Consider the following 16,033-nt stretch of genomic DNA (forward strand, 5'->3'; position numbering starts at 1 on the left):
AGATTTTAGACTTCTTAGATTTTTAGTAGCTGTCTAACTAATCTAACGATCTAAGCAGTCTAATTATCTAAAAAGCACTGCGAAGGTAAAAAAAATAACCCGAAAATCTCAATGAAATTTTCGGGTAACATCTAAGGGTTATCTGTAGACTAGTCTACATTATCATGCAAGAATGAGTTGTTTGAACGAAGCTGTGTATCATCATTACTATCTATTCCTATTGACATTCTTGAGTTTATATCAACTTCAGCGTTATTTGACAGATCTACTTCACGTCTTTTGTAAGCAGGTACTTTTTCCATTTCTTCAATTTTTGAAGGGTTGTTATGGAATTTATAATTGAACTCTTTTAATTTCTTTCTTCTATCGTCAGCTCTGTGTTTCAATGTTTCTTCGATAGTCATTTCAACTGGTGAAATGTCTTCAAAATGACTTACAATGGCACTAGGTTTTTCAGTAGTTTCTACTTTCATTGTAATGTTCAATTCTTCTGCAATTGGCTCTTCAACTATTGTAGCAGCTGATGGTTTAGAATTCAACAAGTCGTTTTCCAACTCCATGTATTCTTCCAGAGAATATTTAATAATGCCGCCTTCGTTAAGTTCGGTTACAGGAACAAATTGTACTGGCTCGTTTACTACTATTTCATTCACTGATTCCGATAAATCAAAAACTATTTTAGTTTCTTCAACTGCTTCTATTTTTTCAACTTGCTCAACTCTTTCGAATGTTGGAATTGCCGGCATATCAAAAGTAAAAGTGATTTGCTCTTCTTCTTTTTGGATAATTGGCTCCACAACTCTTATCTCATTTACTTCCGGAATCGTGACTTTGAAATCGATATCATTTATAGGCGATACGATTTCAAATGTTACATCCAGATTTCTGATGAAATGATTCATAGCAATCAATTCGTTTTCATCAATACTAGCAACAGCTGCAAATGTTTGCTCCACCTGTTCACTTACGCTCGAGTCGATAACTTCAGGAATTTTAACTTCCAGTTCGTCTTCGATTAATTCGAAAACAATTTTTTCTTCCTTCACTTCTGTTACCGGAGTATTAATAGCTGTGAAAACTTCAACTGTTTTATTTGTTAAATCACGCTCTAATTTATGTTCACCGTCTAAAGAGTGAATTATTTTCTTAGCTTCTGTATTTACAATTCCGTTTTGTTGTTCAACATTAAAACCTGTAGCAATGATTGTAACCGCAATAGCTTCACCTAATGTTTCATCTTCACCAACTCCCATAATAATATTAGCTCCGTATCCGGCTTCTGATTGAATATGGTCATTTATTTCTCCGATTTCGTCAATAGTAATTTCGCTAGAACCTGAAACGATAAGCAACAATACGTTTTTGGCTCCAGAAATTTTATTGTCATCAAGCAATGGAGAATCTAAAGCAGAAATGATAGCATCTTTAGCACGGTTATCACCCGTTGCAGTAGAAGAACCCATAATAGCTGAACCGCTATTTGACAAAACTGTTTTGGCGTCTTTTAAGTCAATGTTTTGTGTGTAATGGTGTGTTATTACTTCTGCAATTCCACGGGAAGCAGTGGCCAACACTTCGTCAGCTTTTGAAAATCCTGCTTTAAAACCAAGATTTCCGAATACTTCTCTCAATTTATTGTTATTGATAACAATTAAAGAATCTACTTGCTTTCTTAATTTTTCAACACCTAACAATGCCTGTTCGTAACGCACTTTACCTTCAAATTGAAACGGTTTTGTAACAATTCCAACGGTAAGTATGCCTCTTTCTTTGGCCAATTGAGCAATTACGGGCGCTGCTCCAGTTCCGGTTCCGCCACCCATTCCTGCAGTGATGAAAACCATTTTAGTATTGGTATCCAACATTTTTTCAATGTCGCCGATGCTTTCTATAGCCGATTGGTGTCCAACATCCGGGTTTGCTCCGGCGCCAAGTCCTTCAGTTAGGGAAACTCCTAATTGAATTTTATTAGGCACAGGGCTGTTTTGAAGCGCTTGTGAGTCAGTGTTGCAAACTATGAAATCAACGCCTTTGATTCCTTGTCTAAACATGTGATTGATAGCGTTACTTCCGCCGCCACCAACTCCAATTACTTTAATAACATTTGATTGATTTTTTGGTAAATCAAATGAAATGTTTCCAAATTCTGAGTTGCTTATCATACTATTTTGGTTTTGTTAGGTATTATATTTTGAATTCTGTTTTGTCTTTTTTTTAATCCTTCTCGTACCTCGTGTTTTGTACCTCTTACCTCTTCCTTACTCTGCGTTATCTAAAAAGTCCTTTATCTTTTCTACATAACGATCAAAAAAGGATCTTTTAATTTTGTTTTCTGTTGTTTCTGTTTCAAGATCGATTTCCTCTTCAATTACATCTGAAACATCTTCTATTTTTTCTTGAATTTCAGGTTGAGAAACAACTTTTGTTGTTTCTTTTTCAACTTCTTTCATTTCAATTTTGTAGGCACTGTTTGAATTGTTTTCTATGCTATTCATTACCAATCCGACTGCTGTTGCAAATAACGGACTTGAAATTTCTTCGCTTGAATTGCCCGCCAAATGCTCGTTAGGATAGCCAATTCTCGTGTCCATTCCAGTTATGTATTCAACCAATTGCTTAATGTGTTTCAATTGTGAACCTCCGCCCGTTAAAACAATTCCAGCTATAAGCTTCTTGCGCGGAACTTCGTGTCCGTAAGCTTTGATTTCGGTGAAAACCTGCTCAATAATTTCAACCACACGCGCATGAATTATTTTTGACAAATTCTTTAAAGAAATTTCTTTTGGATCTCTTCCTCTTAAACCAGGAATCGAAACAATTTCATTGTCTTTATTTTCACCAGGCCATGCTGAACCAAATTTTGTTTTTAACAATTCGGCTTGTTTTTCAATAATTGAACAACCTTCTTTGATATCATCAGTAATAACATTTCCGCCGAAAGGCACAACGGCAGTGTGACGGATGATTCCATCTTTAAAAATGGCTAAATCTGTTGTTCCTCCTCCTATGTCAATCAACGCTACTCCTGCTTCTTTTTCTTCCTGACTCAAAACCGCCTCAGCCGAAGCTAATGGTTCTAGAGTCAAACCAGATAATTCAATTTCTGAACTTTGGATACATCTTCCTACATTTCTAATGGAAGCAGCTTGCCCAACTACCACATGAAAGCTAGCCTCTAATCTTCCACCATACATTCCGATTGGTTCTTTTATTTCAGATTGTCCATCAATTTTGAATTCCTGAGGCAATACGTGAATAATCTCTTCTCCTGGAAGCATTGCCAATTTATTTACTTGGTCGATTAACAACTGAATATCTCTTCCACTGATTACTTCATCCGGATTATTTCTAATTACATAATCCGTATGTTGAATGCTGCGAATGTGTTGTCCGGCGATACCAACAACTACATCGTTAATTTTATAGCCTGAATTTGCTTCTGCTTCATTTACTGCAAGTTGAATAGATTGGATAGTTTGTGTAATATTATTAACAACACCACGAGCCACGCCAAGGCTTTTGGATTTTCCAACTCCCAAAATTTCTAACTTCCCGTACTCATTCTTCTTGCCAATCATAGCAACAATCTTGGTTGTCCCAATGTCTAATCCTACTGCGATATTCTCTTTTTCCATAATCTTCTATTTAATACAAACTACTTGCTTGGTAAACTTAAGGTTAATCCTTTTGTATTTTTTCAAACTGCTATCTAAAACTGCCTTCTGAAAAAAAGCTTTATAATTCTTAAATTTCTTTTCAATGTTAATAGTTCGTCCGAAATCAATTTGAAAATCGTAATTTCTATTGGCCATAATCAAGCTTCCGTTAGTTAAAACTTGTACACCAATGATATTTTTTTTCAAAAACTCATCTTCATTAATCATCCTTAAAACTTCAGATAATTTTTCTTTTTTTACTACTGTAATATCACCCGACAATAGTGGCACTCTGGCTGTATAATTGTCTGATAACGGCATCTTATTTCCTTCATAATCAATATAAAAAGAACCTGCCTCATCGAATACTCTCCCTAGTGGCGTTTTTTGTTTAACTACCGCTTTCAGAACGCCATCTACACTTACAAAAACATCCCCTTTTTGGATCATCTTTTGTTTGTTGATAGACATCTCCAATTTCTTCAAATCTAAATCAACTTTATTGATTGTTTTGAGGTCTTTATTTTTTTCTATTAACAATTTATTAACCGTTTCTGGCCTCACAAAAAGTGTGTTTTGACCTACAAAAACCACTTCTGTTTTTTTAATCTTTCGGATAGCGTTTCGATGTGAAGTAAAGGAAAAAAGGCCTATTACAGCTATAATCATCAACACCAACCTTATATTTGTCCAAGTGAAATATTTCATAATAACGCTTGTTTGATTTTCGGAACTAATTCGCCAATATCTCCGGCACCAATTGTCACAATTATTTTCGCTTTACTTTCTAAAATTGTCGAAACTAAATTGGTTTTTAATATCAATTTTTTATTCGTGTTTTTTATTTTAGAAAGTAGCCAACTTGACGTAATTCCTTCCATCGGTAATTCGCGTGCCGGATAAATATCTAACAGTAGAATTTCATCAAATTGCGATAAGCTTTTGGCAAAATCATCTGCAAAATCTTTAGTTCTGCTAAATAAATGCGGTTGGAAAATAGCCAGCACTTTTTCATTTGGATACAATTCGCGAACCGCTTGATGTACTGCATTAATTTCTGTAGGATGATGGGCATAATCATCAATGTAAACCAATTTATCCGACTTAATCTGATATGAAAATCGGCGTTGGATTCCTTTAAATGAAGCCAAGGCTTTAGCAATGGTCTTGGTTGGGGAACCAAAAGTTTTAGCCATCGCTAAAGCCATTATAGCATTCATTAAATTGTGTCTTCCAGGCAAACCAAATTGTATATTTTCAATAGTTTCGGATGGCGTTTGCACATCAAAAACATAATAACCATTTTCAATTCTGACATTAAACGCTTTGAAAGTCGCTTCTTCATTAATTCCAACAGTTAATCCTTCCAGTGGCAATCCTTTTGGAACAAAGATTTTAGTTTTATCTTCTACTTTATCAGCGAATTCTCTAAAAGAATCTTCAATCGCAGTTACATCACCATAAATATCCAAATGGTCAGCATCCATTGAGGTCACGCAAGCAATATTTGGATGCAAATGCATGAATGAACGGTCAAATTCATCAGCTTCAACTACTGTTACTGTTTTCCCATTTCCAATTAAATTAGAATGATAATTTTCTACAATGCCACCGATAAAAGCCGTAACATCAACGCCACATTCGAATAAAATGTGACCAAGGATACTTGATGTCGTTGTTTTTCCGTGCGTTCCGGCAACGGCGAAACAAAAAGTGTCTTTGGTAATAATTCCTAAAACTTCAGCACGTTTTTTTACAACATAATCTCTTTCAATAAAATAATTCCATTCTGAATGTGAAATTGGAACAGCAGGTGTTATAATAACTAAAGTATTTTCAACATAATATTCTGCTGGAATCATACTGATGTTGTCTTCAAAATGAATCGAAATTCCGCCAGCAATTAATTCATCAGTAAGCATGGTTGGTGTTTTGTCGTAACCCGAAACATTCTTACCTATGTTTTGGAAGTAACGGGCCAAAGCACTCATTCCGATGCCACCAATTCCGATGAAATAGACGTTATGTATTTGGTTTAGATTCACTTATTTTATCAACTTAACTATTTGTTCAACAATGTCTTTTGTTGCGTCTGGTTTTGCCAGTTTTTTTATGTTTTCACTCAATTCTTTCTGTAAATTTTCATTCGAAATTAAATTCGAAAATATCGATTCAAAGCTAGAATCCAATTCGCTTTCTTTAATTAAAATCGCACCATTTTTATCTACAATAGCGCTGGCATTTTTGGTTTGATGGTCTTCAGCTACATTGGGAGACGGAATAAAAATTACTGGTTTGCCAACCAAACACAACTCCGAAACAGATGAAGCTCCGGCTCGAGAAATTATAAAATCGGCTGCAGCATAGACTAAATCCATTCTGTCAATAAATGCCACGACCTTCGCTAATCCTTTGTCAGAAAAATGGCTGTAATCGTGATAATACAATTTGCCACATTGCCAGATAATTTGAATGTCTTTTGAAACAAGATTGTAAATTTCTTTTTCAATTAATTGATTTAATCTTCTTGCACCAAGACTACCGCCAAGCACCAAAAGTGTTTTTTTATTCGGATCCAAATTGAAATGCTTAATCGCTTCTGTTCGTTTTGAATCAATTTCCAATAAATCTTGTCGAACTGGATTTCCTGTGAAAACAATTTTGTCTTTTGGAAAAAACCGTTCTAAGTTTTCATAAGCCACACAAATTGTATTGGCTTTTTTACTCAACAGTTTATTTGTAATTCCTGGATAGGAATTTTGTTCCTGAATCAATGTTGGAATTTTTAGCATATTTGCCATCTGTAATAATGGGCCGCTGGCAAAACCACCGGTTCCAATTACTACATTAGGTTGGAATGCTTTTATTATTTTTCTTGACACCCACAAACTACTCATCAATTTGAATGGAAACATCAGGTTTTGTAATGTAAATTTTCGTTGCAAACCTGCAATCCAGAGTCCTTTTATTTTGTAACCAGCTTGTGGCACTTTTTGCATTTCCATTTTGTCTTCAGCCCCAACAAATAGGAATTCAGCATCAGGGAATCGAAACTTTAATTCATTGGCAATAGCAATAGCCGGGTAGATATGTCCACCGGTTCCGCCACCACTTAATATGAATTTTAATTTGTTCACTTTTATTTTTTATTAAGAACAGCATTCATCGGATTTGCCGTATCCACAATTGAAAAATCTTCTAATTGCTTCGCCTGTTCGCTCTCGCTCGAGTCTGCTGCTTCGTCTTCTTGCAATTGCTTATCGATTAGCTTTTGCAAAGCATCTTCTCGTTTTTGTTTTTCGGCAAGTTCTTCGGCTATTTCTTCATCTTTTCTGGTCACACTCAGAATTATACCTAGCGCAATACAGGTCATCCAAATAGAGCTACCACCACTACTTATTAGTGGTAATGTTTGACCCGTTACTGGCAACAATTCAACTGCAACAGCCATATTAGTCAATGCCTGAAAAATTATTGGAAAACCCAAGCCGACGACGACTAGTTTACCGAAGTGCGAATTGGCTTTATGTGCTGCTACAACAAATCGGAATAATAATAACAGATACAATCCTAAAACAGATATTCCGCCAACCATTCCGTATTCTTCAACAATAATAGCATAGATAAAATCGGAAGAAGATTGTGGTAGAAAGTTTTTCTGCACACTTTTACCAGGTCCAAGACCATATAGTCCGCCTGAAGCAATCGCTATTTTTGCCTTTTCGATTTGGTAATCATCTTCATCGGGTTTGTCAGTTGCGAAGTTGTCAATACGAGCCATCCAGGTATCCACACGATTAGGGAAGGCATCTGGATAGGTTTTGGCAACAAATACAAAAAACAATAATCCGATAGCTCCTGCACCAAGTATGATTCCGATATATTTAAGTGGATATTTACCTATGAAAACCAACATAATTACCATTGAAAATATCAAGGCAGCAGTAGAAAAATTTGCTGGAAGAATTAAAATTAATGTAATAAATACAGGCGTCCACAACTCCCAGAGCGAGTTTTGGAACGTAATAGGCGTTTCTCTTTTTTTGGATAAATAGTGCGCTACATAAACATATAAAACGATGGATGCTAGCGCAGAAGTTTGGAAAGTGATGCCAATAAACGGAATCTGTATCCATCGACTGGCATTGGCCCCTTCAATAATAGTTCCTCTAAGTAAAGTATAAATCAACAATCCCCAAACAACAGGCATCAGAATTTTGGATATCGTTTTGAAATAATGATAGGGAACTTTATGAATTTTGTAAAGTATAAAAAACCCAACCAGAACTTGGGCCGCATGTTTCAGTAAATAAGCAAACGTATTTCCGGAACCATCATTTTTATAGGCCAAATTGCTACTTGCACTAAAAACAGACATAAACGAAAACAGCGCCAACAAGGCAACGAATGCCCATATGACTTTATCTCCTTTTAAACTGTTTACTAATTCTTTCATTTTTAATGGTTTCGTTTTATGAGTTAGTTATTAGTGGTTTTAATTTTTGGTTAAACAACCTGAAACCTCAAACTCATAACTTTTATAGATTTTTAACCGCTGCTTTAAATTGATTTCCTCTGTCTTCGTAATTTTGAAATAAATCGAAACTGGCACATGCCGGCGACAACAAAACAGCATCGCCTTTTTCAGCAATATGCATCGCGGTAATAACAGCATCTCGCATATTATCTACCTCGACCATCATATCTACAACATTCCCAAAAGCGTCAATTATTTTTTTGTTATCAACTCCAAGACAGATAATTGCTTTAACTTTTTCACGAACCAACGACATTATTTCGCTATAATCATTTCCTTTATCAACACCCCCGACTATCCAAACTGTTGGAACTGTCATACTATCTAAAGCAAATAAAGTAGCGTTCACATTAGTCGCTTTGCTATCGTTTATATACTGGACGTTTTGTATTTTGAGTACTTTCTCCAATCGATGCTCTACACCTTGAAAATTAGATAGACTTTCACGAATAGTTTTCTTTCTGATTTTCATCAGTTGGGCTACAGAAGTTGCCGCCATAGCATTTTTCATGTTGTGCTTTCCTTCAAGAGAAACTTCTCCCGTTTTCATTTCAAATTCTTCGTTGTTGATGATGATGTCCATAGTATCGTTTTTTATAAATGCTCCGTTTTCAAATGTTTTTGTTAATGAAAAAGGAATTAATTGGGCTTTTGTTTTATTATGTTTGAACCATTCTGAAATCGCTATGTCATCGGCGTCATAGATGAGATAATCGTTCTCTGTTTGGTTCATTGTTATTCTAAATTTTGATGCGATATAATTTTCATATTTATATTCGTAACGGTCCAAATGATCCGGACTTATATTTGTTATTATAGCTATGTCTGGTCTGTACTTTATATTTCCGTCTAACTGAAAACTGCTCAACTCTAACACATAGCAATCGTAATTTTCTTCGGCAACTTGCCATGCGAAGCTTTTACCGATATTTCCTCCTAAACCTACATTCAATCCGCCTTGTTTTAGCAAATGATACGTTAACATTGTCGTAGTCGTTTTGCCGTTACTTCCTGTAATTCCAATTGTTTTAGCAGTGGTAAACTGGGCTGCAAATTCAATTTCTGAAATCACCGGAATTCCCTTTTCCATTAGCTTTTTTACTATTGGAGCTTTCTCTGGAATCCCTGGACTTTTCATGACTACATCAGCATTTAAAATCAGGGGTTCGGTATGGGTTTCGTCTTCCCATTTAATTTCATACTGTTTAAGAACTTCTCTATAATTATATTTTATTCTTCCGAAATCAGAAACGAAAACATCGTATCCTTGTTTTTTTCCCAAAATGGCCGTTCCAACACCACTTTCACCACCGCCAAGAATGACCAATCTTTGCATTATCTCAATTTTAATGTTACAATAGATACAATAGCAAGTAGAATTGCAACAATCCAAAAACGGGTTACAATTTTACTTTCATGATATCCTTTCTTTTGATAATGATGGTGTAATGGTGACATGAGGAAAATTCGTCTTCCTTCCCCAAATCGCTTCTTAGTGTATTTGAAATAAGAAACTTGAAGAATAACGGATAAGCTTTCAGCAAAAAAGATGGCACATAATACCGGCAATAACATTTCTTTACGAACAGAAATCGCTAATACGGCGATAATTCCACCGATAGTTAAACTACCTGTATCGCCCATAAATACTGTTGCGGGAAAGGAATTGTACCAAAGAAACCCGATCAATGCCCCAACGAAAGCTGAGATAAATACTGTCATTTCACCAGAATTTGGAATGTACATGATGTTTAGGTAACTTGATAGAATAACGTTACCCGAAACGAAAGTAAAAATTCCGAGTGCGAGTACGGAAATAGCCGAAGTCCCGGCAGCTAAACCATCTATCCCATCTGTTAAATTTGCTCCGTTGGAAACAGCAGTTATTATGAAAATTACGATTGGAATAAAAACCAACCAAGCCCAATTCTGATAATCATTGCCTGTCCATTCTATGATTTTGGCATAATCCAGTTCATTGTTTTTGGTAAACGGGATTGTAGTGACCGTTGATTTTGTTTCAACTGGGGTTTGAGATATATTTTCTATTTGATTAAAGTTTACTGGTTTTGCAGACTTTTCTCTAACAGTAACTCCGGGATGAAAATACAAAACTGAGCCAACAATTAAACCCAAACCAACCTGACCAAAAACCTTAAAAATTCCTTTTAGACCTTGTTTATCTTTTTTGAATATTTTAATATAATCGTCAATAAAACCAATTGTTCCCATCCAAAGTGTGGTTACGACCAAAAGGATGATATAAATATTATTTAATTTGGTTAACAACAAAACCGGAATTAAAGTCGCAATGATGATAATTAATCCACCCATTGTTGGCGTTCCTGCTTTTTGAGTTTGTCCCTCAAGACCAAGCTCTCTGACCGTTTCACCTACTTGTTGGTTTCTCAAGAAAGTGATGATTTTTTTTCCGTAAATGGTTGAAATCATTAGCGAAAGTATTAACGCCAAAGCTGAACGAAAAGTAATGTATTGGAAAACACCTGCGCCAGGCACATCCATTGTTTTGTCGAGGTATTCAAATAAATAATATAACATATTTGGTTATGTGTTAATTCGGTTATTTGTTAAGTTGTTCTAAAGTTTCTTTTACAATTTCCATATCGTCAAAATCATGGCGAACTCCGTTTATTTCCTGATATGTTTCATGCCCTTTTCCTGCAATTAGAATAATATCATTTGGGCTTGCCAATTGACAAGCTGTTTTAATTGCTTGCTTTCTATCAACTATAGACAATGTTTTTCTTTGGTTTTGTGGTTGCACACCCTCTTCCATGTCGGCAATAATGCCAATTGGATCTTCTGTTCTCGGATTGTCAGACGTGATGATCACTTTATTGCTCATAGTTGAAGCAATGTTTGCCATGATTGGTCTTTTTGTTCTATCTCTATCGCCTCCACAACCTACAACCGTTATTAATTGCTCGTTATTAGTGCGAATGTCATTGATGGTTTTTATAACATTTTCTAAAGCATCCGGTGTATGAGCATAATCAACAATTGCTGTAACTTTTGTATCAGAAACAATAAATTGAAAACGTCCTGAAACACTTTCCAATTCCGATAGTAATCGCAATGCTTCTAATTTATCCATTCCCAATTCAACAGCAGTGCCGTAAATTGCTAACAAATTATAAGCGTTGAATGTTCCGATTAAACGAACCCAAACTTCATTTTCATTTATTTTTAAAAGCAATCCGGACAATTGATTTTCTAAAATTTGTGCTTTATAATCGGCGTAGGATTTTAAAGCATAAGTCAGTTTTCGAGCTACGGTATTTTGAATCATTACCAAACCGTTTTTGTCATCAATGTTTGTCAATGCAAAAGCTGATTTTGGCAAATAATCAAAAAATAATTTCTTTACATCACGGTATTCGGCAAATGTTGGATGATAATCTAAATGATCGTGAGACAAATTGGTGAAAACGCCACCTTCAAAATGCAGTGCTTCCGTACGTTTTTGATGAATTCCGTGTGAACTCACTTCCATAAAGCAATATTCAACACCCATTTCGCTCATTTCTGCCAGATAATAATTGATAGTCAACGAATCCGGTGTAGTATGTGTTGCTTTATATTCTTTATCATTAACCATGATTTTTACGGTTGATAACAATCCTACTTTGTAGCCTGCTTTTTGGAATAATTGGTATAATAAAGACGCGATGGTTGTTTTACCATTCGTTCCCGTGATACCAATTAATTTTAAATTTTGTGACGGGTTTCCATAAAAATTTGCTGATAAAAATGCTAAAGCCGTATTGGTATCTTTTACTTGAATATAGGTAACTCCGGTAACAATTACTTCCGGCAAGGCATCACATACAATTACCGTTGCTCCAAGATTTATCGCTTTTTCAATAAAGTCATGACCGTTAGAAACGGTACCACGAATGGCTACAAAAACATCATTCTCAATAATTTTTCTTGAGTCGAATTCAATTTTGTTGATAGCCATTTCTGTCGAACCTTTTACCGCTTCGATAGCAACTTTATATAATATGTCTTTTAAAATAATCACGATAATTCGAGTATGATTGTTTTGTTTTTATCCAATGATTCTCCTGCAGGAATTGATTGCTTTTTTACTTTTCCGATACCTATAACTTTGACTTTTAGTTTTAAATTTTCTAAAAGGGCCACTGCATCCATTCCGCTCATTCCCTTTAAATTTGGAATAACTTTAGTATCTAAAGATGATTTGATTTTATATTCGTCGTATGCCAATTCCTGTTTGTTTATTTTTTTGTTGATATTTTTAACCAAATTAGTTGATGGCGAATCGGTAAATATCTTTTGCGCTATACGTTTGAAAACAGGCCCGGCCACATCGGCACCATAATAATTATTACCCGAAGTATTTGGTTTGTGAACCACTACTATACAGGAATATTTAGGATTTTCAGCTGGAAAAAATCCAACAAAGGAAGAAATGTAATGTTTGTCTGCACCACCATTTTTACCATAATTGGCTTGAGCTGTACCTGTTTTACCAGCCATGGAGAAATCTTTAGAATACAATTTTGAAGCTGTCCCTCTTTTAACTACATTTTGCATTACAGCTATTAATTTTTTGACAGTTTCATCAGAGCAAACTTTTGGATTGATAACAAGTTTGTTGTATGTTTTAATAGTTTTGTTCCACTCTTTAATCTCAGAAACGAATTGTGGTTTAACCATTTCGCCATTATTAGCAATAGCATTATACAAAGTCAAAGTTTGCAATGGTGTTACAGAAACTCCATAGCCATAAGCCATCCACGGCAATGATAAAGCGCTCCAATTTTTGTCATTTGGCTGAGGAATAATTGGCTTCCCTTCTCCTTGAATCGGGAGCCCAAGAGGTTTATTCAAACCCATTTTATCGATTCTATCAACAAACTCCTGTGGGTTATTTTTGTAATTTTCATAAACGGCCTGAACCATAACAGTGTTTGATGAAACTTCAAATCCTTTTGCTAATGATATACGGCCCCAACCTCCTTTATGAGAGTCTCTTACTTTTTTACCTTTAAAGGAAGGGTAACTTATAACTCCACCTTTACAATCGTAAACTTTACTAGTATCCACTTTCTGATCATCAAGCAATGCAATCATATCAACCAATTTAAATGTTGAACCTGGTTCGTGAGATTCTGCTATTGCATAATTGGTAGTTTCAAAATAGGTTGAATCAGTTTCTTTTAGCTTTCCTAAATTAGAGATAGCTTTGATTTTTCCTGTTTTGGTTTCCATCACTACAACACAACCATGATCTGCTTTGTAATCTTTTAATTGTTTCATTAAAGCATGATGTGCGATATCCTGAATATAAACATCAATAGTAGAAATAACGTCATAACCATCTTGCGGATCAACTTCATTGACATCTTTAATTGGTTTCCACTGTCCTTTTGCTATTTTTTGCTTTAAGACTTTGCCGTCTTTTCCATTAAGATACTTTCTATAAGACCATTCAATTCCTTTACCAACGCGAATTCCGTTTTCATCGATTCTGTCATAACCAATAGTTCTTTCAGCAATTTTTCCAATCGGATGTTCGCGAACGGTTTCTTGCTCCGTAATCATTCCTCCTTTGTTTGCTCCTAAATTAAAAAGTGGAAACCCTTTAATTTTGATATATTCTGTATAGCTTAAATCACGTGCAATTAATAAATATCTGCTCTTGTTGGCACGAGCCATCCTTAATTGGCTATGATAATAAGAAGTTGGTTTGCCTAACATTTTTGACAATGAATCAGCTAAAGGCAATACATTTTTCTCAAAAGCAATTCCTTTTGGTGCCATAGCATCAAAACGGATATTATAATTTGGGATTGATGTCGCTAATAAACTTCCGTCAGAAGAATAAATATTTCCCTTATTAGCAGGAATCACAAAGTTTCTAACGGTTCTTTCTTTCGCTAATTTTCTATAGTAATCACCTTGAGACCATTGAATTTTGGTCAATTTGAAAGTGATCAATACAGCCATTATAAAGATGCTAAATGCAACTAAATAGATTCGGTAAGAGATATGTTTATCTTCTACTGCCATAGTTTTTGAAAGAAACTTTTTTCTACTGGTTTTTTAACTTTTATTTTTTGTGGAGGAACCGGAGAAGGAAAGATTCGTCTTTCTTTCATTTCTTCAGAAACTGTCGATTCCATTTTTAATTTCATTAATTCTGATCGTTTGTCTACAAACTCGGAACGCAATTCTTTTACTTGATTGGTCAATTCAGTAATTCGAAAAACTTTTTGCTCAAATCGGTGTGTATTGGCAATCATTAAAAGCGCTAACAGAAAAAGAAACACAATAAAACGCCAATTTCTTGTAGCATCTTCATTGACTAAAAACCGAGCTTTTAATATGCTGTAAACTCCTTTTTTCATTTCTTATTTCTTTTCAGCTACCCTTAGCTTTGCACTTCTTGCTCTGTTATTTTCTTTTATTTCTTTATCAGAAGGAACGATTAACTTCTCAATACTTTTAAACGGAACTGAAAAATTCCCAAAAAAATCTCGCTCCGGCTCACCTTCAAACAGACCATTTTTCATGAAACGCTTAACCAATCTATCTTCTAAAGAATGATATGAAATCACGCTTAATCTTCCTTCTGGTTTTAGTATTTCAAGTGATTGTTCCAAAAATTCTTTTAAAACATCCATTTCCTGATTTACTTCAATTCGTATTGCCTGATAGATTTGCGCCAGAATTTTATTTTTGTGCTGTTCTGGTAAAAACCTCGATAAAACAGTTTTTAATTCATCTGTTGTACTGATGCTTTTCTTTTCCCTAGCTTCTATAATTGTTCTGGCTAAAGCTGGAGCTACTTTCAATTCTCCATAATCCAAAAAAACTCTTTTCAAGTTTACTTCGTCGAATTCATTCACAACTTTAAAAGCATTCAATTCATTTTTTTTACTCATTCTCATATCTAGATCTGCATCAAAGCGTGTAGAAAAACCTCTTTCAGGAACATCAAACTGATGGGAAGAAACACCTAAATCTGCCAATATCCCATCAACGCTTTTTACACAGTGAAATCTCAAAAACCGTTTGATATATCTAAAATTTTCAGGTATAAGTGTAAATCTTTCGTCAGATAAAGCGTTAACAAAAGCATCTTCATCTTGATCAAATCCGAATAGTTTTCCGTTATGGCCTAACCGTTTCAAAATTTCTTTAGAATGACCGCCACCGCCAAAAGTCACATCCACATATACACCATCAGGTTTGATATTCAATCCGTCAACAGTTTCTTTCAATAAAACCGGATTATGATATTCCATCATTGTCATCATTACTGTTTCCCATTACATCTTCGGCTAAATTTGCAAACTCATCATCATCGCCCGCAATTGCATTTTCATATAAATCTTTGTCCCAAATCTCAACGATATTAACCGCTGAAGACAACACAATGTCTTTGGAGATTTTACTAAAGCCTACTAAATCTTTTGGAATTAACAACCTTCCTAAATCATCAACTTCTACCACTTTTACTCCAGCGGTAAACCGACGAATGAAGTCGTTGTTTTTCTTTACAAAGCGGTTCAATTTGTTGATTTTTTGCATCATCAAATTCCACTCTGTCATTGGATATAACTCTAAACAAGGTTGAAAAACGGAACGCTTTAAGACAAAGCCATCTTGCAAGGAATTAGCAAGTTGCTTCTTTAATGCCGAAGGAATCATGAGTCTTCCCTTGGCATCAACTTTACATTCGTATGTTCCGATTATGGTATTCAATTTGGTTTTTTATGGTTACGAGCAAAAATATAAAAATAATTACCACAATTTACCACAAAATACCACTTTGTTAATAAGTTTT

At 35.0% G+C, this 16,033-nt stretch carries 13 protein-coding genes; all 13 read right to left on the bottom strand.

What is annotated here, in order from left to right:
• Positions 1-149 precede the first annotated feature (149 nt).
• The 13 genes from ftsZ to mraZ all read right to left on the bottom strand — a co-directional run bounded on the left by ftsZ (position 150) and on the right by mraZ (position 15,951).
• A complete protein-coding gene (ftsZ, locus tag ACOYLP_RS02470; protein WP_422854590.1) occupies positions 150-2,162 on the bottom strand; it encodes a cell division protein FtsZ in 2,013 nt (670 codons plus the stop codon).
• 96 nt (positions 2,163-2,258) lie between these two features.
• Positions 2,259-3,635, bottom strand: a complete 1,377-nt coding sequence (gene ftsA / locus ACOYLP_RS02475; protein WP_422854591.1) for a cell division protein FtsA — start codon at positions 3,633-3,635, stop codon at positions 2,259-2,261.
• A 6-nt stretch (positions 3,636-3,641) separates the two neighbouring features.
• Complete coding sequence (locus tag ACOYLP_RS02480; protein ID WP_422854592.1) at positions 3,642-4,364, bottom strand: cell division protein FtsQ; 723 nt, start codon at positions 4,362-4,364, stop codon at positions 3,642-3,644.
• Positions 4,361-5,701: a UDP-N-acetylmuramate--L-alanine ligase gene (gene murC, locus ACOYLP_RS02485; RefSeq protein ID WP_422854593.1), complete on the bottom strand. Its 1,341-nt coding sequence runs from the start codon at positions 5,699-5,701 to the stop codon at positions 4,361-4,363. Before murC ends, ACOYLP_RS02480 begins: the two co-directional genes overlap by 4 nt.
• Positions 5,702-6,793, bottom strand: a complete 1,092-nt coding sequence (gene murG, locus ACOYLP_RS02490) for an undecaprenyldiphospho-muramoylpentapeptide beta-N-acetylglucosaminyltransferase (protein WP_422854594.1) — start codon at positions 6,791-6,793, stop codon at positions 5,702-5,704.
• Positions 6,794-6,795: 2 nt separating this feature from the next.
• Positions 6,796-8,112 carry an FtsW/RodA/SpoVE family cell cycle protein gene (locus ACOYLP_RS02495; RefSeq protein WP_422854595.1) on the bottom strand — a complete coding sequence of 439 codons (1,317 nt, stop codon included), beginning with the start codon at positions 8,110-8,112 and terminating at the stop codon, positions 6,796-6,798.
• 82 nt (positions 8,113-8,194) lie between these two features.
• Positions 8,195-9,529, bottom strand: coding sequence for a UDP-N-acetylmuramoyl-L-alanine--D-glutamate ligase (gene murD / locus ACOYLP_RS02500; RefSeq protein WP_422854596.1), 1,335 nt, complete (start codon positions 9,527-9,529; stop codon positions 8,195-8,197).
• On the bottom strand, positions 9,529-10,752 hold the full coding sequence (mraY, locus tag ACOYLP_RS02505) for a phospho-N-acetylmuramoyl-pentapeptide-transferase (protein ID WP_422854597.1): 1,224 nt from the start codon (positions 10,750-10,752) through the stop codon (positions 9,529-9,531). Before mraY ends, murD begins: the two co-directional genes overlap by 1 nt.
• A gap of 22 nt (positions 10,753-10,774) precedes the next feature.
• Positions 10,775-12,238 (bottom strand): UDP-N-acetylmuramoyl-L-alanyl-D-glutamate--2,6-diaminopimelate ligase, encoded by a 1,464-nt coding sequence (locus tag ACOYLP_RS02510; RefSeq protein ID WP_422854598.1) that lies wholly within the window; start codon positions 12,236-12,238, stop codon positions 10,775-10,777.
• On the bottom strand, positions 12,235-14,253 hold the full coding sequence (locus ACOYLP_RS02515) for a penicillin-binding protein (protein WP_422854599.1): 2,019 nt from the start codon (positions 14,251-14,253) through the stop codon (positions 12,235-12,237). Before ACOYLP_RS02515 ends, ACOYLP_RS02510 begins: the two co-directional genes overlap by 4 nt.
• Entirely contained in the window at positions 14,244-14,591 is a 348-nt protein-coding gene (locus ACOYLP_RS02520) for an FtsL-like putative cell division protein (protein WP_422854600.1), read from the bottom strand. Before ACOYLP_RS02520 ends, ACOYLP_RS02515 begins: the two co-directional genes overlap by 10 nt.
• Before the next feature lie 3 nt (positions 14,592-14,594).
• On the bottom strand, positions 14,595-15,503 hold the full coding sequence (gene rsmH, locus ACOYLP_RS02525; RefSeq protein WP_422854601.1) for a 16S rRNA (cytosine(1402)-N(4))-methyltransferase RsmH: 909 nt from the start codon (positions 15,501-15,503) through the stop codon (positions 14,595-14,597).
• Positions 15,478-15,951, bottom strand: coding sequence for a division/cell wall cluster transcriptional repressor MraZ (gene mraZ, locus ACOYLP_RS02530; RefSeq protein ID WP_422854602.1), 474 nt, complete (start codon positions 15,949-15,951; stop codon positions 15,478-15,480). Before mraZ ends, rsmH begins: the two co-directional genes overlap by 26 nt.
• Positions 15,952-16,033 lie beyond the last annotated feature (82 nt).

Source organism: Flavobacterium sp. (assembly GCF_049318325.1).
GTDB lineage: Bacteria > Bacteroidota > Bacteroidia > Flavobacteriales > Flavobacteriaceae > Flavobacterium.

Excerpts from the sequence above, each read along its gene's own strand:
- ACOYLP_RS02495 (WP_422854595.1), bottom strand. The coding sequence starts at position 8,112 with ATGAAAGAATTAGTAAACAGTTTAAAAGGAGATAAAGTCATATGGGCA.
- ACOYLP_RS02515 (WP_422854599.1), bottom strand. The coding sequence starts at position 14,253 with ATGGCAGTAGAAGATAAACATATCTCTTACCGAATCTATTTAGTTGCA.
- ftsZ (WP_422854590.1), bottom strand. The coding sequence starts at position 2,162 with ATGATAAGCAACTCAGAATTTGGAAACATTTCATTTGATTTACCAAAA.
- ACOYLP_RS02480 (WP_422854592.1), bottom strand. The coding sequence starts at position 4,364 with ATGAAATATTTCACTTGGACAAATATAAGGTTGGTGTTGATGATTATA.
- ftsA (WP_422854591.1), bottom strand. The coding sequence starts at position 3,635 with ATGGAAAAAGAGAATATCGCAGTAGGATTAGACATTGGGACAACCAAG.
- mraY (WP_422854597.1), bottom strand. The coding sequence starts at position 10,752 with ATGTTATATTATTTATTTGAATACCTCGACAAAACAATGGATGTGCCT.
- ACOYLP_RS02520 (WP_422854600.1), bottom strand. The coding sequence starts at position 14,591 with ATGAAAAAAGGAGTTTACAGCATATTAAAAGCTCGGTTTTTAGTCAAT.
- rsmH (WP_422854601.1), bottom strand. The coding sequence starts at position 15,503 with ATGATGACAATGATGGAATATCATAATCCGGTTTTATTGAAAGAAACT.
- murD (WP_422854596.1), bottom strand. The coding sequence starts at position 9,529 with ATGCAAAGATTGGTCATTCTTGGCGGTGGTGAAAGTGGTGTTGGAACG.